The sequence below is a fragment of the Leuconostoc kimchii IMSNU 11154 genome (assembly GCF_000092505.1).
GTDB classification, from domain to species: domain Bacteria; phylum Bacillota; class Bacilli; order Lactobacillales; family Lactobacillaceae; genus Leuconostoc; species Leuconostoc kimchii.
The window spans coordinates 604,573-618,575 of the sequence record NC_014136.1 but is presented as its reverse complement, the minus strand read 5'-3'; the positions used below and the strand labels follow the sequence as shown (position 1 = coordinate 618,575).

15 protein-coding genes are annotated in these 14,003 nt (G+C 35.5%); 3 read left to right on the top strand and 12 right to left on the bottom strand.

Translation table 11 applies throughout. The features are described from left to right. The first annotated feature begins 36 nt into the window (after positions 1-36). Positions 37-1,374, top strand: a complete 1,338-nt coding sequence (locus LKI_RS03515) for an amino acid permease (RefSeq protein ID WP_013102779.1) — start codon at positions 37-39, stop codon at positions 1,372-1,374. Positions 1,375-1,585: 211 nt separating this feature from the next. Here LKI_RS03515 and LKI_RS03510 read toward each other — a convergent pair whose 3' ends face one another. The 4 genes from LKI_RS03510 to LKI_RS03495 form a co-directional block, all read right to left on the bottom strand. Beyond that, positions 1,586-2,026 carry a hypothetical protein gene (locus LKI_RS03510; protein WP_013102778.1) on the bottom strand — a complete coding sequence of 147 codons (441 nt, stop codon included), beginning with the start codon at positions 2,024-2,026 and terminating at the stop codon, positions 1,586-1,588. 4 nt (positions 2,027-2,030) lie between these two features. After that, entirely contained in the window at positions 2,031-2,231 is a 201-nt protein-coding gene (locus tag LKI_RS03505) for a helix-turn-helix transcriptional regulator (protein ID WP_013102777.1), read from the bottom strand. Between the two features lie 1,492 nt (positions 2,232-3,723). Then, entirely contained in the window at positions 3,724-4,305 is a 582-nt protein-coding gene (locus tag LKI_RS03500) for a hypothetical protein (protein WP_013102773.1), read from the bottom strand. Positions 4,306-4,386: 81 nt separating this feature from the next. Then, positions 4,387-6,069: a glycoside hydrolase domain-containing protein gene (locus LKI_RS03495; protein WP_013102772.1), complete on the bottom strand. Its 1,683-nt coding sequence runs from the start codon at positions 6,067-6,069 to the stop codon at positions 4,387-4,389. A 117-nt stretch (positions 6,070-6,186) separates the two neighbouring features. Here LKI_RS03495 and LKI_RS03490 point away from each other — a divergent pair, with 117 nt between their 5' ends. After that, on the top strand, positions 6,187-6,564 hold the full coding sequence (locus LKI_RS03490; protein ID WP_242651986.1) for a hypothetical protein: 378 nt from the start codon (positions 6,187-6,189) through the stop codon (positions 6,562-6,564). Between the two features lie 197 nt (positions 6,565-6,761). On the opposite strand, the gene LKI_RS03485 is transcribed toward LKI_RS03490, so the two are convergent. From LKI_RS03485 to LKI_RS03450, 8 genes are all read right to left on the bottom strand, one after another. Continuing rightward, on the bottom strand, positions 6,762-7,943 hold the full coding sequence (locus tag LKI_RS03485; protein ID WP_013102770.1) for an ABC transporter permease: 1,182 nt from the start codon (positions 7,941-7,943) through the stop codon (positions 6,762-6,764). After that, positions 7,930-8,619 (bottom strand): ABC transporter ATP-binding protein, encoded by a 690-nt coding sequence (locus tag LKI_RS03480; RefSeq protein WP_013102769.1) that lies wholly within the window; start codon positions 8,617-8,619, stop codon positions 7,930-7,932. Before LKI_RS03480 ends, LKI_RS03485 begins: the two co-directional genes overlap by 14 nt. Beyond that, positions 8,612-9,655 carry an efflux RND transporter periplasmic adaptor subunit gene (locus LKI_RS03475; RefSeq protein ID WP_013102768.1) on the bottom strand — a complete coding sequence of 348 codons (1,044 nt, stop codon included), beginning with the start codon at positions 9,653-9,655 and terminating at the stop codon, positions 8,612-8,614. Before LKI_RS03475 ends, LKI_RS03480 begins: the two co-directional genes overlap by 8 nt. 33 nt (positions 9,656-9,688) lie before the next feature. Then, the gene (locus LKI_RS03470; protein WP_013102767.1) at positions 9,689-10,195 is read right to left on the bottom strand and encodes an MFS transporter; all 507 of its coding nucleotides are present in this window, start codon (positions 10,193-10,195) and stop codon (positions 9,689-9,691) included. A 338-nt stretch (positions 10,196-10,533) separates the two neighbouring features. After that, positions 10,534-10,809 (bottom strand): hypothetical protein, encoded by a 276-nt coding sequence (locus LKI_RS03465; RefSeq protein ID WP_013102766.1) that lies wholly within the window; start codon positions 10,807-10,809, stop codon positions 10,534-10,536. A 22-nt stretch (positions 10,810-10,831) separates the two neighbouring features. After that, on the bottom strand, positions 10,832-11,137 hold the full coding sequence (locus LKI_RS03460) for a hypothetical protein (protein ID WP_242651985.1): 306 nt from the start codon (positions 11,135-11,137) through the stop codon (positions 10,832-10,834). 465 nt (positions 11,138-11,602) lie between these two features. Continuing rightward, positions 11,603-11,971 carry a hypothetical protein gene (locus LKI_RS03455; RefSeq protein ID WP_013102763.1) on the bottom strand — a complete coding sequence of 123 codons (369 nt, stop codon included), beginning with the start codon at positions 11,969-11,971 and terminating at the stop codon, positions 11,603-11,605. Between the two features lie 93 nt (positions 11,972-12,064). Further along, positions 12,065-12,859 (bottom strand): DMT family transporter, encoded by a 795-nt coding sequence (locus LKI_RS03450; RefSeq protein WP_013102762.1) that lies wholly within the window; start codon positions 12,857-12,859, stop codon positions 12,065-12,067. A gap of 151 nt (positions 12,860-13,010) precedes the next feature. Between LKI_RS03450 and LKI_RS03445 the strand changes: the two genes are divergently transcribed. Beyond that, the gene (locus tag LKI_RS03445; protein WP_013102761.1) at positions 13,011-13,904 is read left to right on the top strand and encodes a LysR family transcriptional regulator; all 894 of its coding nucleotides are present in this window, start codon (positions 13,011-13,013) and stop codon (positions 13,902-13,904) included. Positions 13,905-14,003 lie beyond the last annotated feature (99 nt).

Genomic DNA, 14,003 nt, shown 5'->3' with positions numbered 1-14,003 from the left:
TACTATAGAACATAGTGATTAGGAGGGAAAATCATTATGACAGAAAAACCACAACTATCTCGTACATTATCTGGGCGTCATATCAATATGATTGCGTTGGGTGGTACAATTGGCACCGGACTTTTTTTGGGCGCTGGTGACTCCATCCAAAAGGCTGGTCCAGCTATTTTATTAATTTATATTATCACAGGATTTTTCGTATTTTCCATGATGCGCGCCTTGGGGGAACTCTTATTAACTGATCATAATCAAACTGTTTTCATTGGCTTTATCAAAAAATATTTAGGTGATCGCGCTGGTTTTATTATGGGTTGGACTTACTGGCTGGGTTGGATTATTATTGCAATGGCTGAATTAACTGCTATTGGTAAGTACATGCAGTTTTGGTTACCACAAACACCTGCTTGGTTATGGGAATTACTATTTCTTGGTGTACTCTATAGTATGAATATTATCGCTGTTAAAGCCTTTGGCGAAACAGAATTTTGGTTTGCTTTAATTAAGATTATCGCAATTGTCGCAATGATCTTAATCGGTATAATCATGGTCGTTTTTCATATACGCAGTGAAGCTGGTATAACCCAATTATCAACTTTATGGCAACATGGTTTGATTGCAAATCATGGTCACAACTTATTAGCAGCTTTTCAAATGGCATTTTTCGCATTTTTAGGCGTTGAATTTGTCGGTATCACAGCTGCCGAAACAAAAGATCCTTTGAAAACAATTCCAAAATCAATCAACTCGATTATTATCCGTATTCTTATTTTTTATATTGGTGCTTTATTAGCCATCATGACGATCCAACCTTGGACAAACTATAGCGCTAACACGTCACCTTTTGTTCAAGTCTTCTCTGGTATAGGTATCCCCGCAGCTGCAGGAATTATCAATTTTGTTATTTTGACGGCAGCTGCCTCATCACTAAATAGTGCCCTGTTTACAACTGGACGCATGATTTTTTCATTATCACCAAAAAACAGTTTTTTTAGTCAATTAAATAGCCATTATATTCCAATGCGTGGTATCAATCTATCAACCGCTTTGATTGCTACTGTCATTGGTTTGAATTATATCTTTCCAGAGGATGCATTTAGTATGGTAACGGCAACTGCTTCGGCTACTTTTATTGTCATTTATATCTCTCTTTTGATCACACATATTCAATATCGCAAATCAGATCATTTTATCAACGGTCAAAAAAAATTCTTGATGCCGTTTGCACCATTTTCAAATTACTTGACTATCGTATTTATGGCAGGTGTATTCCTGATATTGCTACTCTCGCCTGCTACAATGATGACCACCATACTATCAATCATTTGGTTTGTTGTTCTGTTTATAATTAGTCTGTATAAAGTACGTGTACAGTAATAGAATAAAGTCTTACAACGTAAAAGACCTCAACTCACGAATTGTGAGTTGAGGTCTTTGTTCATTATTCTCCAGAATAATGAACATAATACACCTGATTCCCTAAATAGCTTAATTTATTTTCGTTATTTTTATATGAAAATTGTTCTAATTCTTCCATAGCATCATTTGCCTGACTATGTAAGCATAAATACTGTCGTATTTAAGTCTATTACTGATCATATTTATGCCATAACACATAGTATTGAATATCAGGGATAATCAATGCACAAGCAACCCAACCATTTAGAACATAAAACAGCATTGCCATTGACAAACTATCCATACCCCATAAGATACTTAATAGTAGCCACAATGCTATAACTAGCAGAGAAAAAGTACTAATGAGTGCACTATGAACTTTGAGTGCAATGTCTCTATCTCGTTCATCCTTGGTAAAATACAATTCATCTTTTTGGTTGAACACTTGAACATGGTACTTTTTTGAGACATGAACCATCTCAAAAATTGATGCTACAACTGACACTAATATGATCACCAAGGCTAATTGGTGCATATTATTGATCATAAAAATAGAAAACAAAACAAATCCTATCTGCCATATTTTGTTCATCCAGAACGTAAAACGGACTATTTTCTTGCTATCACTCATACTACTATTCCTCCATATTATAAACAAACAATTCGTCAACCGATGTATGCAAAACATTGGCCAAATCAAAAGCAAGCTTGAGTGACGGATCGTACTTATTATTTTCAATGGCATTAATTGTTTGCCGTGTCACGTCAGTCAAGATTGCTAACTCTGCCTGAGATATTTTATTGGTCGATCTAAAATCTTTGATATAATTTTTCATCTCATCCTCCTATAAAACAAAAGTAAAAGATGTTTTACACTTATAGTAAAACATCTTTTACATTAATTGTCAATATCTAATTTTATTTCGTCGTCATAAGATAGGTGAATGACCAACTTCTTGACCAGATTACACTATTAAGCTGTCCAAAATCTTATTGGTGAATGTTATTTTTGCACGTTGTTAAGTTGTGTCGTATGCTTTTTTTAAGATATCATTTTTCTTATCTCGTGGTTTTATCGATATAAAACACTTGATTTTCCATACATATATATGCATACTGTTTGTTATATAGAAAAATATCAAAAAGAAATAAATTATGGTAATTGGAAATACAAAAGTAAGTACTAATGAGGATGTGACGAAAAATCTAACTTCCCAAGCCCAACAAAACCTAGAAGATATCAACAATCAGTCATCTACACTTAATGGTTCTACAATGGATAATGGCGAAAGAGCTACGTTTTAAAAACTTATCCAAAATTTAGTAGAGTAAATGAGCCGTCTAAAGTCTACTTTGGCTGGCATGGGTCTAGGTGCCCTCGGAACAATGCTTAGTGATGGTCTAGACTTTGCACTGGATTACACGAACCTGGTACTATGCTAGCTAAATTCTTCGATTCCAACGATAAGAAAAAGAATAATGGTTATATTGAATGGTGGTAATATAATATGAAATTTGTCATAACAATGATAATCAGTGCTATAGTGATGTTCCTGATTGATTTCAACAAAGAGTCTTTCCCTAACCACTCAATGGGGATATTCTACTTCATATTTATAGTTATTATTGGTTATTGCGTATTTAAATTGATAGACAACAAGAAAAATAAGAAATAAAAAAAGCCCTACTACGGCCATTCAAATTAATACGATACTTTCCACCATTCCAATTAAAAACATTGTTAAGCCTCTTCTTTCAAGTTCGTTATAATGTGCGCTTATACTTAAAAAATGGACTATTTTTATTCAGTCCGTAAAATGAAAGTATAGGCGTATTTTTATGTCAAGTCGCTATTCACAGGATTTCAGACTCTTCGATGATAGTCGCATCAATTATTAAAATAATCGTCACACCAAACAAAAACTCAATGATTTGTCACCGATTTAAATATCGACAACTCATCACTGAGTCTAATAGTTAATAAATTTTTGAATGCACATTATCTCTTTGCGCTTGTTTTAGTTATTTCTACTTATCCCAATTAACTATGCTCACAAGACAAAATTAATTATACGTTCTTTGCCACATGGCTAAAATAGTAAACTTGATTTCCCAAGTACCTTAATTTACTTGCTTCATTTTTTTGTGCAAATTCTTTTAACTCTTTTAATTTCCGCATAGCATCGTTTGATTGTACTATATTTTGCCACGTGGATCCCTCGAGTACTTCTTTATCCATGAGGGCAATAACCGGGTCTACTAACTCATTTTTGCTAATTATTTTCTTTTCGACAAAATGATCAAAAAATTTTTAAGATATCATTTTTCTTATCTCATGGTTTTATCGATATAAAACACTTGATTTGTCATATACCTTAGCGGTCGGTCAATGTTGCCTTTAGCTACAAGCTTTATTGAATTAAAACTTTTCATGGCGTGCGCCGAAGCGGATATTTCCCCCCACTCTGGAGTTGATTTGTCTATCTTAGCTATTATCGGCCTATACTTATCATTTGTTTTATACAGCACATAGGGTGCAAATTCAATCAAAACAGAGTCATTAGTCTCGAAAGCAGAAAGTGCCATATATTTTTTATCCGTTGGCTCAAATAAAAAATGTACAATTACCGCTTCTGAGGATTTTAAAATATTATCTTCATAAATAGGTTGTTTTAAAACTCTCAGATTATCATACATATGCATAATGTTTGTTACATAGAAAAATATCAAAAAGAGATAAATTATGGTTACTATTATTGTCATTATCTTACTAATGTCCCAAATAAGAATTATGGATATCACAAGTAACATTGGTGTTATCATCAAAATAGCAATAAGTACGCCCAACACCGACATGCTTTTCATTTTTAAATAATGTTTATGCCGTTCAAGCTGATATTCTTCTATCATTTATGTTTTCCTCATAACTTTATACTATTAACCATTATACATAGTAAGTCATCATTTTTGTTGTTTAATTAAGAGGTAAACTCATGCTGCTGACAACATACCAAGAGATTTTTCTAAGATAGATACAACTCCTTTTCTAGCTATAGCTGCTGTCACTATTTCTCCAACAGTAGCTGCAGTCACCGGTAAAATTGCGACTGCGCCAACAGCCACAAGAGCCACAACACCTGCAATGGCTGTTACTTTGAGTGTACTATCTAATGACGCCTTAAACTTTGCCTCATCCTCAGCAGTCCATTCTGCCATAGCTGCAAACGCCAATGGTGAATTGTTCATATAAATATCAAACACAACTGCTGAGTCAATTTCTCCAGGTTGTTTTGCAGCCTTTGGGTCTTTTCCAGTTACTTCTACCATCATATGCACCCCTGGCGTACCTTGACTTAATTTATATGTGCCGTCGATACCAACCTTGATATATCCTGATTTAATACCTGCAGTATATTTATCGAGCGTGCCTGACAAAACAAACCCATTAATAGGCCCACCAACACTAACTAAATAATTTAATAATGACGAATCGATTTTCCCATTTTTAATCGCAACAGTTGGCGTTAAAATAGGCATACTCCCTACAGATAGGGCGGCTTTATAGGACACATCAATTTTTAAAAATGGATTAGACTCAGTTAACGTGTATGTTGGTCCATTATAAACTAACTTGCCACTAGCAATCAAGTTTTTAATCAAACCCCAACTAGTATCATCCACCCAATCTCGGGCTGTTGCTTTAACTAAGCTCGTAACACCTTTATCTATATTTGAAACTGCCACACGATCCAACGCTGGTAGGGTTCCTACACCGACACCATCTTCAAAGAATTGATCAAAGGCCCAATTGGTTGGTTGTGAAAATCCTAGATTACCTGAGAATCCTGTTGACATATTAGAAACGTAGCTATAAAGTACTGCAGGCACTGCCTGTGAAACGCGTGAACTAGCGTTTCTTGTCCCATAGACGCCAATGTTATAATGACTAATACCTGCGGCAATTCCTTGGAAATAAGGAATCGCTGTTGCAGTAATTTCTTCGTCAGTCATATCCATATCAACAGCAAAATAAATTGTATGACCATTAGGAATACCGATAGTGAGCGCAGCATCTACTGCCAAGCGCGCATCTTTAAAGCCTTGATTATAGTTAAAGTAACTCAAATCAGGATTATTATCTTGATAAATTGGCACCAATTTCAAGCCAGCTTTAATGATATTTTGTGCTTCGTTCAACGTCAGGTTTTTATTTCTTTTTGTGGCGCCGCTGCCCACCGTACCTGTCAAATATCGACCAACGTAATTCACTTCATAAGCCACAAGTGCTTTAATCATGCTGCTATCTAGCTGATAAGAAGTATCCATGCCAAAGAAATTTCGAGCTGGATTACCACTAGATAACATCAATGAATACATCGTTGTACTATCTGGTTGGCCTTTTTGAACCGGATCTAACATCATAAAACTTTGGAATTGACTTAAAATATTTTGCGTCGTGCTATCTAAAGTACCGGTAATTGCGGGTCTGGTAGTACCCTTCGTAGCCAAGTATTCTTTCATATTAACATATAACGCATATTGCACCAATCGCGTTATTTTACTACCTAAACCATTGGCAAAAGCTGATTTATAGGTTGCAAGTTGATAAATACCATCCGCTGTTAGACTCTTTAAATAAGTTAAAAAATGACTAACGTCTATCTTTTTTGACAATTTTATGATTTAATTAAGTGATCACCTATTGTTATCACTTTTCTAGAACGAAGGCGTATGATGTTTAAAATTAAGAAGACTCGTATAAAAAAATATTCAAAACTAAACATAATAGTTATGATTATCCTTGTAGTCACTTTTGGTAGCTATATCTTACAACAGCAACACACGCATCATCATGAATCAAAAACGATAAGCCGCCGTAAAACGACAAATCAGCTATCAGATAAAAATAATAACAACGCAATGAGTTCATCTCGCCCAAGTGGTGCCGAATATCAAATGAGAATTGGACCCTTGGCTGACCCAAACGATAAGCAACCAACAAGCAACGCTTGGATTGATCCAAACGGTAGCGGTTATTATTTTGGCGATGGTCCTTTCGATGTCCCTGATCAAAATGGCCATCATCAGTGGATTGATCCGGAAAAAGCTGGCTGGACTAAGACGCCAGATGATGATATAAACGAAGGCTACGATAATGCTGGTAATTAACTTGTTCCAGCATTGTTTAAAATCCTCAAACTAACAAATTGTTAGTTTGAGGATTTGCTATTATTATCTTTTTAGTTGTGAACTCTTATTTAAAAAACGATGTAACCGACTCTTATACAAATTAGATCTAAAAAGCGTTCAGATTGATAGCAAATAACTATCAATCTGAACGCTTTTATCGTATGAATAAACACATTTTATCTCAAAATATCAATTAAATTCTTATTACTTGCCGTTTTAGCCGGTAGGATACCAAATACCAATCCGACAATAGTTGACGTCCCAAATGCTAACAAAAATGTAGATATGGAGACGCTTGCTTTAAAGGGTAAGAAAGCAGAAACACCCATGGCAATGCCTAGCCCACCAAGATAGCCAATCATACCACCACTCAACGTTAACATGACAGCTTCTATTAAGAACTGCCATAAAATTTGCCGTTGTGAGGCACCAACTGCCATACGGATTCCAATTTCTTGCGTGCGCTCACTCACAGCAATGTACATCATGTTCATAACGCCAATACCAGCAATAAATAATGAAATACTAGCTACAGCTACTATAAAGTAGGTAATGCCTTTAATCACAGCACTAACACCTTTCAACATAGCCGCCATGTCATAAAATTCATATGACCCAGCATTATGTTGCGAACCGCTGCTGTTCAATTGATCCGCAATTTTTTGCGTTTCTTTTGATACATTGGCACCAGCAGTAAATGTTAGTTTCAATGTATTTGCTGAAACATCAGCATTGCTTGCTTCAAACACTTGGCGTGGCACAACAACATCATAGTTATTATAACTACCACGCATGGCATCATTGCTAATGATGCCAACAATTGTGTACGTTATGCCATTCAATTCAATACCAGCATTCAAAGCATTCTTTGCGCTCTGATAACCTTTTTTAGCCATGGATTGGCTCACCAAAGCAACCGGATTGCTAATTAAACTGTCTTTTCTGCTAATGCCCTGACCTGAAATCAAATGATCATGATTTGCATTCTGGCTCAAATAAACAACTGGTGATATTTTTTTACCATTAATGACACCTTCAATAGATAAGATACCATGATCATCCGATTGGACACTCGCATGACTGACTTTATTATTTTCACGTATACGATTTAAATCATCATCACTAAATCCGGGAACTTTTTTGTCGTCTTTTGAGACAAAATTAATTTCTGTGGATTGCTCCCCACTGGTGCTAGCTTGCAGATTTTTCATCATCGCCACACGCGCACCATCACCTAGTGCCAAAATAGTAATCACAGAAGCGATACCAATGATAATGCCAATCATAGTCAATATACTACGTCGTTTATTAGACAGTAGTGATCGAAAAGCACTCACAAATAATTCACGTATTTGCATGTTGCACCTCCTCATCACTTTGTATACGACCATCTAATATTTTGATTAATCGATTTGTTTCACGTGCAACATGTTCATCATGAGTAACCATAATAACCGTTGTCCCATGATGATTCAATTCCTTAAACAAGGCAATGATTTCTGCAGAAGTAACCGAATCTAGCGCACCAGTTGGTTCATCTGCTACTAAAAATTTAGGTTTTGTCACAATTGACCGAGCAATCGCAACACGTTGTTGTTGCCCACCAGAGAGATTTTTAGGTAATTTATGATAACTACCAGGTAATCCCACTTGTGCCAAAACTTCATTGACACGCGCAACAATATCTCGACGCTTCATACCAGCATACAATAATGGTAGCCCAACGTTTTCACCAACACTTTGATTTGTAATAAGCTTAAAGTTTTGGAATATAAAACCGACAGATTGATTACGCAACTGTGCATGTTGCTTGCGATTCAATTCACTCACAACCACATCGTTGAATGTATAACCACCATCAAAATGTTGGTCCAAAAAACCAATAATGTTAATTAATGTTGACTTACCTGAACCAGACGGTCCCATAATCGCCACAAATTCACCAGCTTGAATGCGTAAATTAATGTCATGTAACACTTGATAATCATCATTACCTTGACGATAACTTTTACTAATCGCTGATAAATTAATCATTGATCTTCTCACCATTTTTTAAATGACTATCTGGGTTTAATACAACCTTCTCATTCTTAGCAACGCCCGACTTAACAATATAACTTGTCCCCGTTTTAGTAACATCAGCGTTAATACGACTAGCCTTACCGTCGATCACTTTATAGAGACTCCCTTTATAAACAGCAGTACTTGGCACCTTGAGGTCATTTTGTGGTACTTTCACTTTCACACTTTGTCCGTATAAAAAGTTATCATTCACATGCGCAGAAAAAGGATAATATGTGGTACCTTTACTTTGTTCTGCAGGAATTTGGTCAATTTTATCAATGGTTGTTGTTTGATTGGGTGTGCCATCAATGCCTGTCACAGTTACCTTGTCACCGCTGTGAACCTTATTATAGTCGTACTCTGAAATGGTTGCTTGTAACATTTTTTCAGTCGTGTTCATGGTTAAAGCAGGCAACCCATCTTTTGTATTATTATCAACTGAAACAATCCCATCAAAAGGTGCCGTTACATTTACATTGAGCTTAGTTTGTAGATCAACAAGCTTATTTTGTGCATCTTGAGCATCTGCGTTAGCATCAGTCACCGCTTGTTGTGCCTGGGCAACACCATCTTTTAACGCTGCTTTCGATTCTGGTTCCGCTTGATTATAGCTCTGTTGTGCGCTTTTTAGTGCACTTGCAGCACTATTCACCGCACGATTTGATTTAGAAATCATATCGTTTTGATTATCAATGGCCTCTTGCATGTCTGTATTCGTTACAGTCAGCAAAATGTCCCCACTTTTAACAGTTTGACCATTATTAACATTAATTTGTTGTAACTTACCAGTTGGTATATTCAGTGTTTGTGTCTTGCTAGCAATCACTTTTCCAGTCATTGATAAATCAGGCGATGTGGTCACTGTGTAAGTTTGGTAGCCTGCTTTTACTGTTGCTTCTGACTTGTGTGTCGTTTTCTGATACATTGTCACCCCAGTCACTGCTAATAAAGCAACAGCGACAACACTGCTTGTAACAATTAAAGTGACTTTAGTTCGTCGTTTCATACTACTCCCCTCAATACCTGTACGTTCAGTTTGTTATGCTTTAAGCAATGCGCCAGATACAACGGTCAACGCAACAGTCAGTACAACCATAATTACAATATAAATGATTTGTGTGCGTTTTGTAATCACTTTTTCTTGACGTAAAAGTAATGTGTACATCACTGCACTAACCACAGCATTAATAATTGAAGCCACTGTATTGCCTGACTTGTATAGGCTCAGTACAGTCACTAAAAAGATATTAACGATAGCAAATGGTAACCCACTAATAGCTGTTGCGTACCATGATGTTAGAAACGAAACAGACTGCTTGTCTTCTTGTCCAAGTTGTGACAACCAAATAAATAATTTATTAAACAATGCGCCTACGATTACACTAACGATACCAGACACAATTGCTGTGATCATCATAAATTGTGATGCGTGTTCGTCTACTTTAACACCATTAACTTCTGTCACACCAAGTGTGCTCATCACGCCAATACCCATCATAACCAATGTTCCGACAATGGCAATGATTACTTTGTTCTTCTTACTCATTTCTTTTCCCCTTTGTAATACGTTCGTCAAAAAGCCAATAGTAATATTATATCAATGTTTACTGTAAATTTATAGCTAAAGTGGCTACAAAGACGAGATATTGTGATTTTATATGCAAAATTTAAATATTTTAATATTAATGTGCCCAAAAAATTTGAGAACTCTTAATTTAATAACCTCATTGTTCCTTCTTAACGGACTAAAAAATGTATCCACAGGTTTGTTAAACTGGTGAATACATTTTTTTCGCATATGCTATTTTTTCTGTATATCAAATTAGACGTGATATAATCTGTGTTGGAAGCAACACTTACTACTGGAATAACCAAAGTACTTGCTTATCCAAAAAACCTAATATTATAATACAATCCAAAAAACCAATTACTACGGTTTAACTGTTTTAAAAGAATTTTACCATCATCTGATAATTTACCATAGAGTGACAACTTCTGAAGTTCGTTGGTCATTGCCGTCATTTCACGATATGGTAATACTTTTGGTTCGTTCAGACTATTAATAGTATCTGAGATTACTTTTTTTTCATCATGATTTAAGTTTGGATGTTTTTCTAGAAAATCTAGTAAATATTTTCGTTTATCAGCTGTTTTGAACATATATTTCCTTTAACTTTTAATTTCATGGCGCGTACTGTCCTCGAAGCCATCTGTCATATGTTTTTTGATATCCGTCAATCATGACATTAACCGTATGTTGTGTATATGATGTCACTTGAACCATCTTCCATTGATCTCTAGCACTATTATAAAAAAGCGCGTACGGTTGAGCCGTATACTTATATTCCCAACGGCCATAAGTCGCACTCCCGCCCTCAGACATTTGAATTAAAGATTGTGTAACTGGAAAAGGTGCAGTCACAATTGTTGACGTAGAGTCAGCGGATGCTTTGCTCAAATCAACTGAAAAAGCCACTACTCCTGCCAAGCCTAAACTACCCAATACTAAACTAAAGAATTAGAAGCAATACGATTTTATGGTCTGAATGCCAGGTATATTATTATCCAGTTGATATTTAAGCGTTATATTCTTGGCAATTGGATACAAGTCTTCAACATGCATAATTGCTAAAGCATTTAATATCTTAACAATAGTAATATCACTAACATCCCTAAATACTTCTGGTAAAATGCTTTGAAATCAGCCAGAGTATACTTACTAATATCAGTATTAAGAATCAAATAGTGTGTTTTTGCCAATACATTAAAATAGGTATCCTCAAGTGCCTTCCATATCTTGTATTGTCAGTGCCAATGAAATAGGTCTATTCATATGAATCACCTAAAAAAGTAGCAATTCCCATGAGTATATGCGCTTGTAATCTAACATCTTCTAACATTTATCACCTCAAATAAATAAATTAATACATATGCCTTATAGGAATTTTGTGTTCTAAATGCCAGGTAACTTATTATCAAGTTGATATATCTGTGTGATGTTCTTTGCAATTGGGTATAAGTCATCAATATACATACACGATAAGCCATTCAATACCTTAACAATAATAACATCACTAACATCTTTAAACACTTCTGGCTCTAATTTCTGATAAAATGCTTTAAAATCGGCTAGAGTATACTGACTAATGTCGTTATTATGTACTAGCTGATGTGTTTTTGTTAGTACATTGGAAAAAGTCTCCTCAGTCCCTCCAAGGTCCTGTATAACAAGTGCTAATGATACTGGTTTGATATACGAATCCCCTAAAAATGTTGCCATTTCCATTAATATTTGCCCTTGTAATCTAACATCTTCAAACATTTATCACCTCAAATGAATCAACCAATTTCTTTTTTAAAAGTTTGTGTACCATTGCTACGACTGATTTCACACTAAACCTGTTTTTGTTGCTACTTAAATTTTACTATTTAATTTCTTATGTGCAACATACCGATTATAAATATTATTACCAATTAACGCACTGATTGTGATCAAGCATCCAATAATCTCAAAAGCTGAGACCTTGTAACCATTGATAATTGTAATAACAAACGCCACAATTGGCACTAAGTTCATAAATAAAATACCGTTTATTGCACCAATCACTGAACAAACACCTAAAATTGCGGTTAGCGTTGAGTAACGTAAAATCGACCACTCAGGAAAATCTGCACCACCGGCAGTATATATCACCCAGCATAAAGCGCCAAGTAAGATAAATACGACTGCCAACAGCGTATTATGTCCAGATATTAAGACACTAATATGCCCTTTAGTCACAACCATAAACACACCAATTGCTGCGATAACCATTGAAATAAGTGATGCTACAGTTGGCTTTGCACCACGATATAACCACCCTACTAAAACACCCAGCAATGGTTGAATAGCCATCATAACAGAGGCAATAATTGAACCGGATTGTCCCGCAAGCTGTTGTCCTAAGAACACAAGAAAACTAAATCCTGAAAAGGCCGCTGTCCCAAACACCCAAAGTTTAATGGCATGCCCTTCTGTTTTGAATGCTTTGGGACCTTCCACAATAACCAGAATAATTGCAAAAATGATAGCAACACTCCCATAACGTAATAATGTAAAATAAAATGGATCCATAATTTTTAATGCTGGTGCCATGACTGGAAACATACCACCCCAAGACAACACTGCTATTAAACACAAAATCAAGCCGTACACATATTTCTTAGACATACTTTAAACCCTCTTAGGTTTGATTATTAACATCTCAACAACCTTGTTAAAAGTTTATCATTGTCCCTTGCAAAGCGGAATATATGATTTATAATAGGGGCTATAACGTTATGGCATATGTTGATAATGTTTTCTCAGGGGGAAGAAACTTATGATAACTGACACTTCTTTTAATATAGAACTGTTATACGTTTTAGTGGCTGTCAATGATGCCCACAGTATCAATAAAAGCAGTGACGCTTTAAGGATGACGCAACCAGCTATTAGTAAAAAAATTAAGCAACTCGAAACCTATTATGGCAAACAACTTTTTTTAAGAAGTGCTCAAGGTATGACTTTAACTTTAGACGGACAAAACCTTTACTTGGAGGCCAAAAAATTAATCCAACAATTCGAAAACATGCACGCCTTAATGACTGAATCTCAAGTGTCCCTAGCTGATTTAAAATTGGGCGCTTTAGACAGTATTGCTTCCAATATGTATCCCAATTTTTTTAGTCACTATTTATCTGACCTGAAAGAAGTCACCTTGACTAATAAGATTTATGACCTCATTACACCATTTAATTCAGGTCAATTAGATGCTATTTTAATTGACCACGAGTTTAGTAAAGAATTTACTGGTCAATTCGAAGAGATACAGTTATTTGAAGAACGCTATTATTTAGTCTATTCACAAAAAAATAAGGATCTAGTCACTCTCAACAGGCCAACATTAGATGCGACTGACTTGAATCACTTAAAATTGCTCATGTACCCAAAATACTGTCCCATTCATCAGAGAATAAGCCAAATATACCAGATAAACAATAAATCTTTGCCTGATATGGTTGAAATAGATTATAGTGAATCTACGATTGCTATGGTTGCAAATTCTGATTATGTGACAATTCTACCCAAATCAGTCGCCGTTAATAAAATAACCCAGGACCCGACACGCTTAGCAATGAAACAACTGGCTGAACCTTTTATGCGAACTGTCTCCCTGTTTACACGCGACAAGGCCACGCGTCAATTAATCCATGAGATGTTAATCAAATCCTAACGTCAAAGTCATCCTTTTGGGTGGCTTTTTTTACATTATAAAACAAATTACTTTGACAACCACAGTAATTTGTTTTATGATATAGTTAGAATCCATAGA